Source organism: Mesorhizobium sp. WSM4840 (genome assembly GCF_055811755.1).
In genome coordinates, this window is record NZ_JBVVQD010000028.1 from 38,567 (window position 1) to 53,920 (window position 15,354).

Consider the following 15,354-nt stretch of genomic DNA (forward strand, 5'->3'; position numbering starts at 1 on the left):
CCATGTCGCTTCCCTCGTCCTAGTGGTCGCCGCCTCCGCAATGGCGGGGCGGCCGGCGGTCCATTATGCCGCCGCACTGTCGCAGCGTACGAGGACTATCATGACCGCCGCCCTTCATCCCGCCGAGCCGGCATTGGCAAACGACCGCGCCCGTCGCGGCGGTCGCGCGGGAAAGCGCGCCGGCGGATCGGCGGCGTTCGAGCAGCCGCCTTTCCGTCAGCTGAAAATCCCGCTGACGCCGACCAAGCTGGTCTCCGACGACGAGCTGGAATCGATCCATCTCGCCTCGCTGCGTGTTCTCAGGGAAATCGGTGTCGACGTGCTGCACGACGAGGCAAGGCGCATCATGAAGGCGCATGGCGCGGATGTCCGCGAAGGCAGCGAGCGGGTGCGCTTCGACAGCGACATGATCCTCGAGCTGGTTTCCCACTGCCCGTCGGAATTCACCATCCATGCTCGTAATCCGGCGCACAATGTCCGCTTCGGCGGCGACAACCTGATCATCTCGATGATGGCGTCGGCGCCCAATTGTTCCGACATCGATCGCGGCCGCCGGCCGGGCAACCAGCAGGACTACCGCAACTTCCTCAAGCTTGCGCAGATGCACAACATCCTCAATTGCACGGGCGGTTATCCGGTCGAGCCGATCGATATCCATCCGTCCGTCCGCCACCTCGAATGCATCCGCGATCTGAGCGTGCTCACCGACAAGGTGTTCCACATCTATTCGCTCGGCAAGGAGCGCAATGTCGACGGCATCGAGATCACCAGGATCGCGCGCGGCATCAGCGACGAACAGCTTCTTGAAGAGCCGTCGGTGTTCACCATCATCAACACCAATTCGCCGCTCAAGCTCGACGTGCCGATGATGGAAGGTATCATCCAGATGTCGAGCAAGGGCCAGGTCGTCATCGTGACGCCGTTCACCCTGTCGGGCGCCATGGCGCCGGTGACCATCGCCGGCGCGCTGGTGCAGCAGAATGCCGAAGCGCTGTCCGGCATTGCCTTCGCCCAGATGGTGCGCAAGGGCGCGCCCGTCGGCTATGGCGGCTTCACCTCCAACGTCGACATGAAGTCCGGCGCGCCGGCCTTCGGCACGCCGGAATACATGAAGGCGCAATTGGTCGGCGGCCAGCTCGCCCGCCGCTACAACATCCCCTACCGCACCTCCAACACCTGCGCCGCCAACACGGTCGACGCGCAGGCGGCCTATGAAAGCGTGTTCTCGCTGTGGGGCGCCATCCAGGGCGGCGGCAATCTGATGATGCATGCGGCCGGCTGGCTGGAAGGCGGCCTGCGCTGCTCCTACGAGAAGACCATCCTGGACATCGATCTGCTGCAGATGGTGGCCGAGTTCCTGACCCCGCTCGACCTCTCCGAGGAGGCCCTCGGCTTCGACGCCATCCAGTCCGTCGGTCCGGGCGGCCACTTCTTCGGCACCCAGCATACCCAGGACCGCTACAAGACCGCTTTCTATTCGCCTATCATCTCCGACTGGCGCAATTTCGAGACCTGGGCGGAAGCCGGATCGCCGACGGCTATCGAAAAAGCCAACCGGGTGTGGAAGGAGCGGCTGGCTACTTATGAAGAGCCCTACATGGACCCGGCTATCCGCGAGGAGATCAACGCCTTCGTCGACAAACGCCGGTCCGAAGGCGGCGCGCCGACCGATTTTTGACCATCTGTATTGGTTTGATGAACAGTCGACCCCCACTCCGTCGAGCTTCGCTCGACACCTTTCCTCCGTTCGACGGGGTAGAGGAAGGGCGTGAGATTATTCCAGCCGGCGCCCTTCTCCGCTTTGTTTTCAGGCCCCGCTCACTCGATTCAATCTCTTCAAAAACGGAACTATCTTCATGAAATCTCATGCAAAAGCGGTTGTCATCGGCGGCGGCGTCGTCGGCTGCTCGGTGCTCTACCATCTGGCCAAGGCCGGCTGGACCGACATCGTGCTGATCGAGCGTTCGGAGCTCACCTCCGGCTCGTCCTGGCATGCGGCGGGCGGCTTCCATACGCTCAACGGCGATCCCAACGTCGCCAAACTGCAGGCCTATACGGTGCAGCTCTACAAGGAGATCGAAGAGCTTTCCGGCCAGTCGTGTTCGCTGCACCTGACGGGCGGCGTGATGATGGCCGACACACCCGAGCGCATGGATTTTTTGCGCCTTGCCCACGCCAAGGGCCGCTATCTCGGCATGGATACCGAGCTGATCACGCCGTCCGAGGCCAAGGCGATGTTCCCGCTGATGGACGAGACGAATTTCGTCGGCGCCATGTGGGATCCGGTCGAAGGCCATCTCGACCCTTCCGGAACCACCCACGCCTATGCCAAGGCCGCCAGGAAGCTCGGCGCCGAGATCGTGCTGCGCAACCGCGTCGTAGAGCTGACGCAGGAGGTCGACGGCACCTGGAACGTCGTTACCGAGCAAGGCACGGTCAAGGCTGACCACGTCGTCAACTGCGGCGGCCTGTGGGCGCGCGAGATCGGCCGCATGGTCGGGGTCGAGCTGCCGCTGCTTGCCATGGAGCATATGTACCTTTTGACCGAGCCGATGCCGGAGGTCGAGGAATTCAACAAGTCGACCGGCCGCGAAATGATCGGCGTTATGGACTTCAAGGGCGAGATCTACACCCGCCAGGAACGCAACGGCATCCTGCTCGGCACCTATGAAAAAGCCTGCAAGCCGTGGTCTCCGGTCAACACGCCGTGGGATTTCGGCCACGAATTGCTGCAGCCCGACATCGACCGCATCGCGCCGTCGCTGGAGATCGGCTTCAAGCATTTTCCCGGCATCGAGAAGGCCGGCATCAAGCAGATCATCAACGGTCCCTTCACCTTCGCGCTCGACGGCAATCCGCTGGTTGGCCCGGTGCAGGGCCTGACCAATTTCTGGTGCGCCTGCGCCGTCATGGCCGGTTTCTCGCAGGGCGGCGGCGTCGGGCTGGCATTGTCGAACTGGATGGTCCATGGCGATCCCGGCTTCGACGTTTGGGGCATGGACGTCGCCCGCTTCGGCGAATGGGCGACGCTGCGCTACACCAATGCCAAGGTGCGCGAAAACTATTCGCGCCGCTTTTCCATCCGCTTTCCCAACGAGGAATTGCCGGCCGCCAGACCGGCGCAGACGACGCCGCTCTACGACACGATGCTGGCCAACAATGCCGTAATGGGCGACTCGTGGGGCCTCGAAACCCCGCTCTGGTTCGCGCCGAAAGGCACGGAGCCGAAGGATATCGTTTCGTTCCACCGTTCCAACGATTTCGGGCCGATCGGCGAGGAAGTGCGCACCACCCGCGAGAAGGTCGGCGTCACCGAGATCGCCAACTTCGCCAAATACGAAGTGTCCGGGCCGGGATCGGAGGATTTCCTCAACCGGCTGATGACCAACCGCATGCCGAAGATCGGCCGCATCGTGCTGACCCCGATGCTGAACGAGTTCGGCAGGCTGATCGGCGACTTCACCATCGCCAAGGCTGGTGAAGAGCGCTTCATGATCTGGAGCTCGTCGGCGGCGCAGAAGTATCACATGCGCTGGTTCGAGAAGCACCTGCCGAGGGATGGTAGCGTCCGCATCCACCGCTTCGACCAGACGCTTGTCGGCCTCTCGATCGCTGGGCCGAGATCGCGCGACCTGCTGCAGAAGCTTGTTGACGTGGATGTCTCGACCAAGGCTTTCCGCTTCATGGATTTCCGCGAGATGGCGGTCGGCGGCGCGCCCTGCATGGTCAATCGCATCACCTATACCGGCGATCTCGGCTACGAGATCTGGATGGCGCCGGCCTACCAGCGCCTTGTCTATAAGGCGATCAAGGATGCCGGTGCAGAGTTTGGCCTCGTCGATTTCGGCATGCGCGCCTTGCTCTCGATGCGCCTGGAAAAGAATTTTCCGACCTGGTTTCGCGAGCTGCGCCCGATCTACGGGCCGTTCGAAGGAGCAATGGATCGCTTTATCAAGCTCGAGAAGAACGATTTCATCGGACGCGAAGCGGCGGCCAAGGAACAGGCAGAAGGGCCGAAACTGCGCCGTGTCTCGTTCATCGTAGATGCCGCGGATGCTGACGTGATGGGCGACGAGCCAATCTGGGCCAAGGTCGGCGGCAAGGATTTTGGCACGGTGGAAAAGCCGCATGGCTATGGCGCGCCGCGCTTCGATATATCAGGCAAGGAAGTGCGCGGCTCCATGGCCGCGGAAGGCGCCTCGGCCGTGCGCGGCATTGTCGACGGCGACTGGCGCGTGGTTGGCTGGATCACCTCCGGCGGCTATGCGCATTACGTCCGGAAATCGATGGCGCAAGGCTATGTGCCGGCCGCCTTGGCCGAGAACGAGAGCGCCGGACTGTTCGAGATCGAAATCCTCGGACACCGGCGGCCAGCCCGCATCAATGTCGAGCCGCCCTTCGACCCGAGCGGCGAGAAGATGCGGACCTAGAGCACCGGACCCAAAGGCCAGCCCTCGCGCTTGACCCGGGGGTGGGACCGATTTGGGAAATCCGATGCTAGAACAAAAGAGAGAGCGACGGTGCGATTCGACTTGCCTGCCCGCCGCTCCGGCAGCGATCAGGGCTGCCACATTGTGCGGGGCATGGTCTTCATGCTAGCGGAGGCGGCGGCAACTGGCACGGGCGATGAGAACTCGTTGAAGTATTCGATGAAATGGGACGAATGGCTTGCCGAGAGCAGAATCGGCCCCTTCCCGGCGGCGATTGTCATGGTCGCCGCTTACTTGGCCTTGCAAACCGTCATATTGTCCGTTCTGGCCACTTGGGCAGGAACTGGCGTCGGCGTCGATGACGCGGAGCAGCTGATTTATCTTCCCTATCTTTGGGCTGGATATGGCGGCTCGCAACCGCCTCTCTACACATGGATCAACTGGCTGGCCGCGCAAATTTTCGGCACCAATATTTTTACGCTGAAGCTCGTCAAATACTCCGTGCTGTTCCTCGCCGCCTGTAGTGTGTTCGCCGCCATGCGGCGGTTCGGCTACACGAAAACGACGGCAGCGGCAGCCATGCTCGGACTTTTCACAATCCCGCAAATCGCCTGGGAATCACAGCGCGCCTTGTCGCATTCGGTCGCCGTTGTCGCCTTCTGCGCGCTGCTGCTGCTCGCCATGGCTAATCTGATCGAGCGGCGAAGCGTGATCGCCTATGCGATGTTTGGCTTGGCAACGGCTGCGGCAATTCTTGCCAAATACAACGACGTATTCCTGGTGGTAGCGCTTGTTGCGGCGGTGTTGTCGCTGCGCGAGTTGCGCGGCGCGATCCTCGATCCGAAATTCGCAATCAGCGTTGCCGTCGCGATATTGGTGCTGGCGCCAACCACATATTGGAGCCTCATGCATCCTGCCGATTTGCTGGCGAGAGGCGAGAAGTTCGGAATAGACCTACAGCAGGGGCGCATGACGGCCACGGCCATCGGCGCCGGCAAGTTTATCATGGGGACCTTCAATTTCGCTGTCTTGCCGGCGCTCGTTTCCGCGCTGGCTTTCGCGCTGGTGGGGTTCCGTTTCTCTGAGCGTCCCCCCAAGGCTCCGGCCAGGGAAGTTCTCTTGTGGCGTACCTTGGCGCTCGGCTTGGCCATGCTGGCGATACTTGTGGTGGCCACCGGCGTGACGGAGGTCAAGGCCCGTTGGCTGGTGCCGGTCCTGGTCATCTTGCCACTGGCGACGGCCGCCTACATGGAACGGCTCTCACCACGCGGCAGGGACGCCCAGCTCCTGGTGATCGCGGCCGGAGCGATCATCGCCGTTCTGCTCGCGCCCGCCACTTGGTACTTCCAGATAAACGGGACCAGTGGTCTCTCGCGGATGATCCGGGTGGATTACCCGGCCCTGTATCGCCAGCTGACTGCTGACGGGCCGGTGAAAACCGCAATATCCGACGGTGCATGGGTCGGAAATCTGCGGCTGGTCGACGAAAAATTGGTCGCGCTTAACCAGGAAGTGCCGAATTTCGACAGGCTGGTGCAAGAGCCGGCCGTACTCGTCTGGCTCGACCGCGACGATCCGCGGCCGGTCATTCTGGATCAGCTCAAAAAAGCCGGCCATGAGCCGGACGGCCAACCAAGGCAAATCATGGTTCCCCTATTGCCTAGCACCGACAAGTCTGCCCGGCCCGGCGCGTATATAAGATTGAAGAGAGCGGCTGCGGAAAAAGCCACAGCGCCCGAGGAAGGCGTTAGCAAAGGAGCCGAGGGTGGACAGGAACCCGACTGATCGGCCTCCTCGTCACCGCAGGATCATGCCGTTCGAGCCGGACGAAGCAGGCTCCATCGATGCGTTGCGCCTGAAGTCGCGGCGGAAGGCCGCTGAGCTCAACCAGCATGTGCTGGGCTTCGGCGCACTGGCGGAAGCCGAGTGGCACGCCGCCGGCATTGCCGCCCCCGACCTGCCCGCCATGCGTCAGTACCGGCTCGACCGCATCCGCGCCGAGCTGAAGCGCCGCGACTATGCGGGGGCCCTGTTCTACGATCCGATCAATATCCGCTACGCGACCGACTCGACCAATATGCAGCTCTGGGTCGCGCACAATCCGACAAGGCATTGTTTCGTTGCCACCGAAGGCCCGGTGGTGCTGTTCGACTATTTTTCCTGCGAGCACCTTTCCGACCACTCCGGCGTGGTCGACGAGGTGCGGCCGGCAGTGTCGTGGATGTATCTCTACAGCGGCGAACTGACCGAGCAAAAGGTCCGCCGCTGGGCGGCCGGCATTGCCGATCTGGTGAGGGAGCATGGCGGCGGTATCAGCCGCATCGCCGTCGATCACATCAATCCCGAGGGCGTCGAAGAGCTCGCCCGCCTCGGCATCTCGATCGGCAATGGCGAAGCGCTGATGGAAAATGCACGTCTGATCAAATCGCCCGACGAAATCCTGGCCATGCGCCGGTCGATCGTCGCTTGCCAGGCGGCAATGGGCGAGATGGAAGCAGCATTGAGGCCAGGCATTTCCGAAAACGAACTGTGGGCCGAACTCCACCGCGGCAACATCGCGCGTGGCGGCGAATGGGTCGAAACCCGGCTCCTGACGTCCGGCCCGCGCACCAATCCCTGGTTCCAGGAATGCTCGTCGCGAACGATCGAAGCCGGCGATCTCGTCGCTTTCGATACCGACCTGATCGGCCCCTACGGTTTCTGCGCCGACCTGTCGCGCACCTGGCTCTGCGGCGACACCGAGCCGTCCAACGAGCAACGCGACCTGTTTCGCATCGCCGCCGACCAGATCGCCCACAACATCCGCCTGATGCAGCCGGGCATATCCTTCCGCGACCTTGTCGAACGCTCGGCGGTGCCGCCCGGAGATTGCTTCCCGGCGCGCTACGGCGTGCTCTATCACGGCGTCGGCCTGGCCGACGAATACCCGACGCTGCCGCATGCGATCGACTGGACTGAAGACACGCCCGACGGCGTGCTCGTGTCAGGCATGGTGCTTTGCGTCGAAAGCTATATCGGCCGGCTTGGCGGACGCGAGGGCGTCAAGATCGAGGAGCAGATCCTGATCACCGAAACCGGCAACGAGCAGCTTTCGACCTATCCGCTCGACGAGCGGCTGCTCGGCGGCTGACTGTTTTTATGCGATCGCCGCGACTGCCTCACGCAGCGCCACCACGATCTTTTCCGGTGTCGCTCTGGCAGTGATGAACGGCAGGCCCTTGCGCCGCCTTGTCCAGCCAACGGCCGCTACCTTCTGTGCCGCAGGCTCGAAGCGCCGCGCCAGCGCCCAGCTCTGGCAGTCGATGGCCGCGACATCGGCCTTGCCCTCGGCAATGGCGACGATCGAGGCGCGGTGGCCACCGCTTTCGCTGCGCTCAGAGAAGATGTTCAGGCTTTCGCCCAGCGCCTCCAGGTCACGCGTCAGCCCGACGAAGCCCGACATCGAATCGGAGTGGTTGAAGGTGAAGCGCATGTTGCGCAGCAGGTCGAGAGAAACAAGAGGGCTGCCGTCATCAGGTGCTCGAACAGACGGCGAGCCGTCCGCGCGCATCACGATGGCGCTCGAATAGAGTTCGCCCTGCCCGCCCTCGTATGCGTCGTAGCTCGGCTGGCCGACCACCTGGACATGCTCCGACAGGCCGAGTTCCATCGGCCCCCAGCAGGTCTGTGCGAACAGCAGCGCCGGATGCAGCCAAAGCCCGTGAAAATCCAGCTCGTCCGGCGGCAGCGTCGCCGGATCGGGCGCGATCACCTTTCCGGCGGCGTCACGGATGCCGCCGTCTACAGGCCACAGATCGGCATTGACGCGAGCGATGGTCTGCGGCGCGTCGATGCCTCTTTGCCGGAAGGCATCACGCAGCCGTGCCCATTGGGCATCGACCTCGCTCCGCATTTCGGGCCAGTCATACATCGGCAAGGCGGCAACGAAATCGCTCGTGCCGGGATTTTGGTCGCTACGCTGAGAAACTGACGAGACCATTGACGCGCACCTGGGCATCGCCGCCGGCGATGCCGCAAAATTCATTCTTTCGGCGGCTCGGCGGGCACCGGCGCACTGCCAAGCCCATTGAGGCTGCGCGCCCTGACGCGCGGCTTGAACGCCCGGCCCGGTTCCGGCGTGCGCCGCAGCACCGGGTGGACGATCGGCTCCTTCGCCTTGAACGCATAAGCCTTGAGCAGCGCGAAATAGTTTGGATAGGCGTAGCCATTGTTCATTCGTAGCCACTCGTCACGGCGCTCGCGAAACAACTTCGGCAGCCGGTACCAAGCCACCGTCGGGCTCTTGTGATGCACGAAATGCAGATTGTTGTTGAGGAACAGCAACGACAGCGGCGAACGCTCGACAATCACCGTTCGGCCTTCCGGATGCTCCGACCATTGATGCTCGGCGAAGGTACGGATCGAGATCAGCGACTGGCCGAGCCACACCGGCACTAGCACGTAGAGCCACAGCGGGATGCCGAAGCCGAACTGCACGACCGGCAGCACCACGGCGAGGCCGATGGCGTGCAGCAGCCATGCCTTGCGGATCACCTTGTCGCCGGCAAGCATCTGCTTGGCATCGTCGATGAAGAAGCCGGTGCACGACAGCCACGGGCCGAGAATAAGGCGGCCGATCATGGTGTTGTTGATTTTCAGCAGGAACTTCATCGCCGGCGGCAATTCGTCATGGTGCCACAGCGCCTTGTAGTAGCTTTCAGGATCGTCAAGCGGATCGGTCAACCGTTCGTCGGCATGGTGGCGCAGATGAATGGTCTTGAACCGGCGGAACGGCCAGACGAGGCCGATCGGCAGGAAGACGATAGCTTCGTTGAGCTGCGCATTGCGGGTCGGATGGCCGTGCAGGACTTCGTGCGCCAGCGAGGATTGCAGCGCAGCCATCAAGGCCAGAACGACGAGCGCCAGCAACGGATAGGACGGCCACAGGAACAGGCCGGCTGCGAGCCATGTGCCGTAACAGAAGAACGCGAGAAACACGGTCGGCCATTCGATGGCCGGTGCATTGCGTCGTCTGTTATTCATGCTCGTCATGGATCGACCACTGCCCTTCCAGTCGCCGGAACCGTTTTTGATTCCTGACAGTATTGTGTCAGGAGCGTTGACATGCTGCAACGCGACAAAGCGCACAAAATGTTGCGATTGCGCATTTTAAGTCGCATATGTTATTTATTGTAAACGAGCTGGCGGATTCATTTACGCCTGAGGTGCCACTTTGGCGAACTCGGCGGAATTTTTTCCTCCCAATGGCCGGAATGACGATATGGACAAACGCGACCTGTCGACGATCTTTCGGGAGCGCCTGAAAATGCTCCTGACACGATCCGACTTGAACCAGTCCGCCTTCGCGACGGCGGTGGGCATCGATCGCTCGGCGCTTTCGCAGCTGCTGTCCGGCGCCTCGACACGCCTTCCCCGCGCCGAAACGCTGCTCAACATCGCCGCCGAATTCAAGGTGTCGCTCGACTGGCTGCTCGGCCTCAGCCAGGACGAAGGCGTCACCGGCGAAATCCGCGAGAGCCTGGAGATCGAGGAAGCGCCCGACGGCTTCGACCGCACGCTGCTGGCCAAATGGCATGCCGAGGCTGCGGGCACGAAGATCCGTTACGTGCCCGCCGGCATTCCCGATCTTCTGCGCACCGAGGCGCTTGTCGACTACGAGGCTGGTATTGCCAACAAGAGCCGCGAGGCGCAGGCCGGTGAGACGCAGTACCGCATCGACTACAACCGGCGGCCGGAAACCGACATGGAAGTCTGCATGCCGCGCCACACGCTGGAGATCTTTGCGCGCGGACTGGGCGTCTGGGACCGTTTCCCTGAGGCCGACCGCCACCAGCAGCTTCTTCACATGGCGACGCTGCTCGACGACCTTTATCCCACCTTCCGCCTGTTTCTCTATGACGGCCGGATGCGCTACTCGATCCCCTACACTATCTTTGGGCCTTATCGCGCCGCCATCTATGTCGGCGACATGTATCTGGTGCTGAACGCGACCCAGCCGGTCCGCACGCTGACCAGCCATTTCGACAATCTGATCCGCGCCGCCGACATCAACGCACATGAGGCGGCCAGCTTCACGCAAAGGCTGGCGGAAATGCGATTTTAACGGCTTGTTTACCACGCCGACATTGACGCCATATAAAGATTTCTTTATATCCTTATCTCGACAAAGAATTCCCGGAAGGCGTATTTCCAATGACCAATCCAATTGACGCGCTGCTTGCCGAAAAGGGCGTTCTGCTTGCCGATGGCGCCACCGGTACCAATCTGTTCGCCATGGGGCTCGAGGCTGGCGAGGCTCCAGAGTTGCTGAACGAGACGGCTCCCGACACCATCACCAGTCTGCACCAGAACTTCGTCGATGCCGGCGCCGACATCATTCTCACCAACTCCTTCGGCGGCACCCGCCACCGGCTGAAGCTGCACCATGCGCAGGACCGCGTGCATGCGCTGAACAAGCGCGCCGCCGAGATCGCCCGCGCTGTCGCCGATAAAGCAGGCCGCAAGGTCATCGTGGCGGGCTCGGTCGGCCCGACCGGCGAGTTGCTGGTGCCGCTCGGCGCGATGACCTATGACGAGGCGGTCGAGGCCTTTGCCGAACAGATCGAGGGCCTGAAGGCCGGCGGCGCCGAAGTCGCCTGGATCGAGACTATGTCGGCGCCGGACGAGATCCGCGCCGCAGCCGAAGCCGCGATCCGCGTCGGCCTGCCCTATACCTATACCGGCTCCTTCGACACCGCCGGCCGCACCATGATGGGGCTGTTGCCGAAGGACATCCATGGCGTCGCCGATGGGCTGCCGCAGGCGCCGCTCGGTGTCGGCGCCAATTGCGGCGTCGGCGCCTCCGACATCCTCGCTTCGCTGCTCGACATGACCGAGGCGAAGCCGGAGGCGACGGTGATCGTCAAGGGCAATTGTGGCATTCCGGAATTTCGCGGCGCAGAAATCCATTATTCCGGCACGCCCGAACTGATGGCCGACTATGTCAGGCTGGCCGTCGATGCCGGCGCCAAAATCGTCGGCGGTTGCTGCGGCACCTCGTTCGCCCACCTCGCCGCCATGCGCAAGGCACTCGACGCGCACACCAGGTCGGATCGCCCGACCGTTGAGAAAATCGTCGAGCGCATCGGCCCGATGCGCAACAAGCAAGCCACAGTCAACACCGTCGAGACCAGCGAAGCCCGCCGCGAGCGCCGGCGTAGCCGCGCCTGACAAATGTTGAAAAAGGCCGGCAAGGTTTTCCTTGCCGGCCTGTCTCACCCGCCCGTGTGTCGGTTTCCCGTATCAGGACGATTCCATCTGAGGAAACCGGCCGTCATCACCATTACCGGTTACCGCCGAGCGCCGAGGCAAGGCGCACCAGCGAGAGGAACTCGGACCGGTACCCAAACGGGTCGGCTCCCCGGGCGGCAGTGGCAATCTCCAGGATCTTGTCGTAGCCGAACTTCGCGGTCGCATCCTCGTCGCGCAGCTTCTGGCCGAAGGCCGCGACGGCAACGGAGAAACGCTGGTCGGTGCTGGCCTGGTCGAAATCAGCCACTTCATTGGCCGATGTGACCGGCGTGGTGATCAGCTTCGAGGCACCCTCATTCGGCAACTTGTAGCGGATCTTCACGAACGCATATTCGTCGGCATTGGCGACGCCGCCATTGTTCACTGCAGCCTGGCCGTAGCGCAGCGGATCGATTTGCTCGCCGCCGTTGCCTTTCGGCGTGATCTCGTAGATCGCAGTGACCGAATGGCCGGAGCCGATCTCGCCGGCATCGACGCGGTCGTTGTTGAAATCCTCGCGGTTCAAGGCGCGGGTCTCGTAGCCGATCAGCCGGTATTCCGAGACTTTTTGCGGGTTGAACTCGACCTGGATCTTCACGTCCTTGGCGATGGTGAACAACGTCGAAGACGCATCCTCGACCAGCACCTTCTCCGCCTCGGCCAAAGTGTCGATATAGGCGGCGGTGCCGTTGCCGTTCTGGGCGATGGTCTGCATCATCTGATCGTTCAGATTGCCGCGACCGAAACCGAACACCGACAGGAACACGCCGGTCCTACGCTCCTTTTCGATCAATCGCTTCAGATCGTCGTCGTCGGTCTGGCCGACATTGAAGTCGCCGTCCGTGGCCAGCATCACGCGATTGATCCCGTCGTTGACAAAGGATTTCTGCGCCAGCCTGTAGGCTTCCTTGATACCCGCCTCGCCGGCAGTGCTGCCGCCGGGCGCCAACGTGTCGATGGCATTGAGAATCTTGTCCTTCTCCGAAACCTTCGTCGGCTCCAGGACAGTGCCGGCATCGCCCGCATAGGTGACGATCGAAACCGTGTCGTCGGGCTTCAATTTGTTGACCAGAAGCCGGAAGGCGGACTGCAAGAGCGGCAACTTATCCTGCTCGTTCATCGAGCCCGACACGTCGATCAGGAAGACCAGATTGGCCTTGGGCTGCTCGGCCGGCTTCGCGTCGAAACCTTTGATGGCGACATGCATCAGCCTGGTGTGCTCGTTCCACGGCGTCGGCATGACGCTGACGGTCGAGTTGAACGGCGTCGAGGCAACGTCCGGACCTTTCCAGTCATAGGGGAAGTAGTTGATCATCTCCTCGACGCGGACCGTGTCGGCCTGCGGCACAACACCATCCCTGAGCGAACGCCGCACGAAGGAATAGGAGGCAGTGTCGACGTCGATCGAAAAGGTCGACACCGGGTCTTCGAGCGCGGCACGCACCGGATTGCTCTTGAAATCCTCGACGCGGTCGCGGTTTTGCTCCTGCGGCAGCATCTGGTCGGCCGGGGCGGTCGAAGGCTGAGCCATCAACTTGGATTGGGCCACAGTACCGGTCACACGGCCAACCCGCGCGGCGCCATCGGCTGCAGGAGCCGCGGTACTTGAACCGCCAGCCAGCGCCTCGCGAGGCGAGGGCTCGGGCGCATTGCGAGCCACCATATCCTGCTGCACCAGGCCACCCATCGCGTTCGATTCGGGCTTCGGCGGCGATGCCGGCGCAAGCGCCTCGGCTGCGTCGCGGCTTTCGACGTCGGCATCGGCTTTCTTCCGCTTGTCGGCCTCGGCTACGGTGAGCGGCCTCACCGTTGCCGGGCCTTTAGCCACTGGTTTATCGGCCAGCGTTTCACTGATCTTCTCGTCCCCACCGGAATGGAACGGCTGCTCCTGCAGCATATAGATGGTGACGTATCCGGCGATCGGCAGGACGATGAGCCCGGCAATGGCCGGGGTGGCGAGGAGTTTCTTTTGCATGATTTCGCTCCAGAGCTTTTGTGCTCGCTCTGTGAGACGAAGCCCTTTCGCCGATCCTTGGGCGGCAGGTGACGTTTTTTCGTCCAGGTCGTAAGCCCGCATGGCGGCCTCGAAGGCACGCGCCTTCGCGTCGGTGCCCGGTGCCGGTGCTGCGATGTCGCGCAGCCTGTTGAGTTCGTTGTCGTCAACCATGATCACACTTCCCCGGCTGAAAGCATGAGCGTCTTCAGCCGTTTCTTCGCTTCATGGATGTGCCAGGAAACCGTCGACTCCGAGATGCCCATCGCCTCGGAAGCGAGTGCGTGGCTCAGCCCTTCGCCATAGACGAGCAGCACCGCGTCGCGCTGCTTGTCCGGCAGCATCCGCACCGCCGCCCAAAGCGCCTCGGCTGGATCTTCGGGCTCGGCCGGGGCCTCTCCCGAGATCAGCTCATAAGCCCCGTAGGCTTCGGTCTTGATCGTCTCGCGGACGGTTTTTCGCATCATGTCGCGTGCCGCATTCAGCGTCATGGTGTAGAGCCAGGTGGTGAAGGCGCCGCTGCCATGATAGTCGCGGATCGCCCGGCCGAGCCGAACGCAGACTTCCTGGGCGATATCCTCGGCGTCGGCCTTTTTCCCGCACCAGCGATACGCGGCGCGATAGACGAAGTCATAGTGCCTTTCGAGCAATTTGCCGAAAGCCCCCCTGTCTCCGCCCTTCGCCCGACCGATCAGCTCGGCGTCGGAGGCTTCGCTTTCATCCAGCATCAGCGCCATCATTTGCCTGTTGGACGAAGGCTAGCGGCGATTCCTTGGGCAATGGAAAGAATTTTTTTGTCAGCCGTCAGACGACGACCACGGTCGCGCGATATCCACGCAGGCCAACAGGGCAAGTCGCAATGGGGCAACCCCTGCAAATCCGTGCGGCATTCGGCGACGCTACAGGCTCGCGAACGCGGTCATGTGGAAGGCTTGAACCTGTGGTGGATAGCGATAGGCCGCGCCGTAGGGACAGGCGTTGCGGTCGAGACAGCCGCCGGTCCGGCAAGGCGCGCCGTTTTGCCCACGCACATGCGCCAGACATGTTCCATGCGCGAAACCATCTGCAGAATAGGCACCGACCGGACAAGATTTCAGGCAAGGTTTGTCGAGACATCCATCGCAAAGGTGAATCACGTCGCGGGGTTCTGGAAGCGCTATTTCGTCCTCGAACAGCAGCGCGCCGCGATAGGCGTGCCAGAGCCCGTATTGCGGATGCATGAGGATGCCGAGCGGCGACGGCCGCAAGCCCTCCGCCCGCATCGCCCATTGCTGGAACGGCAGATACGGCCTGTCGGAGGGCGAAACCGCCCGCGCCCCGAATGTCTTCGCCACCGCGCCGATGACTTCGCGCGACCAGGTGTCGAGCGGATTGGCAACGGTCTGCAATTGACTCTCCCGCCAGCGCAGGAAATGCGGCCATGGCGCGGCGCCCGCCTGCCCGACCAGCAGGACGGATTTGGCGACAGCGCCGGAGAGACCGGAGGGTGTTTCCTCACCGCCTGCAAAATTGAAGCCGCCGCGAAGCATGAGGCCGGAGGCGGAAAGCGCTGCCGCCATATTTTCGATCAGGCTGCGCTCGAGGATCATCCCTTCCTGTCCGGCTCGGAGAAGGCGCTCCGCCAGACTTCCTTGTGGATGATGTTGGCGACTTTAGCCCCGC

11 protein-coding genes are annotated in these 15,354 nt (G+C 62.6%); 6 read left to right on the top strand and 5 right to left on the bottom strand.

The features are described 5' to 3' along the window. Positions 1 to 100: 100 nt before the first annotated feature. From AC0L3I_RS28505 to AC0L3I_RS28520, 4 genes are all read left to right on the top strand, one after another. Complete coding sequence (locus AC0L3I_RS28505; RefSeq protein ID WP_123150742.1) at positions 101 to 1,678, top strand: trimethylamine methyltransferase family protein; 1,578 nt, start codon at positions 101 to 103, stop codon at positions 1,676 to 1,678. A 178-nt stretch (positions 1,679 to 1,856) separates the two neighbouring features. Continuing rightward, a complete protein-coding gene (locus AC0L3I_RS28510) occupies positions 1,857 to 4,430 on the top strand; it encodes a GcvT family protein (protein WP_473529095.1) in 2,574 nt (857 codons plus the stop codon). 90 nt (positions 4,431 to 4,520) lie between these two features. After that, entirely contained in the window at positions 4,521 to 6,215 is a 1,695-nt protein-coding gene (locus AC0L3I_RS28515; protein WP_473529096.1) for an ArnT family glycosyltransferase, read from the top strand. 25 nt (positions 6,216 to 6,240) lie between these two features. Beyond that, a complete protein-coding gene (locus AC0L3I_RS28520) occupies positions 6,241 to 7,560 on the top strand; it encodes a M24 family metallopeptidase (RefSeq protein WP_473529114.1) in 1,320 nt (439 codons plus the stop codon). A 6-nt stretch (positions 7,561 to 7,566) separates the two neighbouring features. On the opposite strand, the gene AC0L3I_RS28525 is transcribed toward AC0L3I_RS28520, so the two are convergent. Next, a complete protein-coding gene (locus tag AC0L3I_RS28525; RefSeq protein ID WP_473529097.1) occupies positions 7,567 to 8,409 on the bottom strand; it encodes a phosphate/phosphite/phosphonate ABC transporter substrate-binding protein in 843 nt (280 codons plus the stop codon). A 41-nt stretch (positions 8,410 to 8,450) separates the two neighbouring features. Continuing rightward, a complete protein-coding gene (locus AC0L3I_RS28530; RefSeq protein ID WP_473486587.1) occupies positions 8,451 to 9,452 on the bottom strand; it encodes a fatty acid desaturase in 1,002 nt (333 codons plus the stop codon). Between the two features lie 238 nt (positions 9,453 to 9,690). Between AC0L3I_RS28530 and AC0L3I_RS28535 the strand changes: the two genes are divergently transcribed. Beyond that, complete coding sequence (locus AC0L3I_RS28535; protein ID WP_473486588.1) at positions 9,691 to 10,533, top strand: helix-turn-helix domain-containing protein; 843 nt, start codon at positions 9,691 to 9,693, stop codon at positions 10,531 to 10,533. Positions 10,534 to 10,622: 89 nt separating this feature from the next. Next, the gene (gene bmt, locus AC0L3I_RS28540) at positions 10,623 to 11,639 is read left to right on the top strand and encodes a betaine--homocysteine S-methyltransferase (protein WP_473486589.1); all 1,017 of its coding nucleotides are present in this window, start codon (positions 10,623 to 10,625) and stop codon (positions 11,637 to 11,639) included. 112 nt (positions 11,640 to 11,751) lie between these two features. Here the strand turns inward: bmt and AC0L3I_RS28545 are convergent, their stop codons facing one another. From AC0L3I_RS28545 to AC0L3I_RS28555, 3 genes are all read right to left on the bottom strand, one after another. Next, entirely contained in the window at positions 11,752 to 13,866 is a 2,115-nt protein-coding gene (locus AC0L3I_RS28545) for a vWA domain-containing protein (protein WP_473529098.1), read from the bottom strand. A gap of 2 nt (positions 13,867 to 13,868) precedes the next feature. Beyond that, positions 13,869 to 14,429, bottom strand: coding sequence for an RNA polymerase sigma factor (locus AC0L3I_RS28550; protein ID WP_473486632.1), 561 nt, complete (start codon positions 14,427 to 14,429; stop codon positions 13,869 to 13,871). A gap of 162 nt (positions 14,430 to 14,591) precedes the next feature. Continuing rightward, positions 14,592 to 15,281, bottom strand: coding sequence for a hypothetical protein (locus AC0L3I_RS28555; RefSeq protein ID WP_473486591.1), 690 nt, complete (start codon positions 15,279 to 15,281; stop codon positions 14,592 to 14,594). Between the last annotated feature and the right edge of the window lie 73 nt (positions 15,282 to 15,354).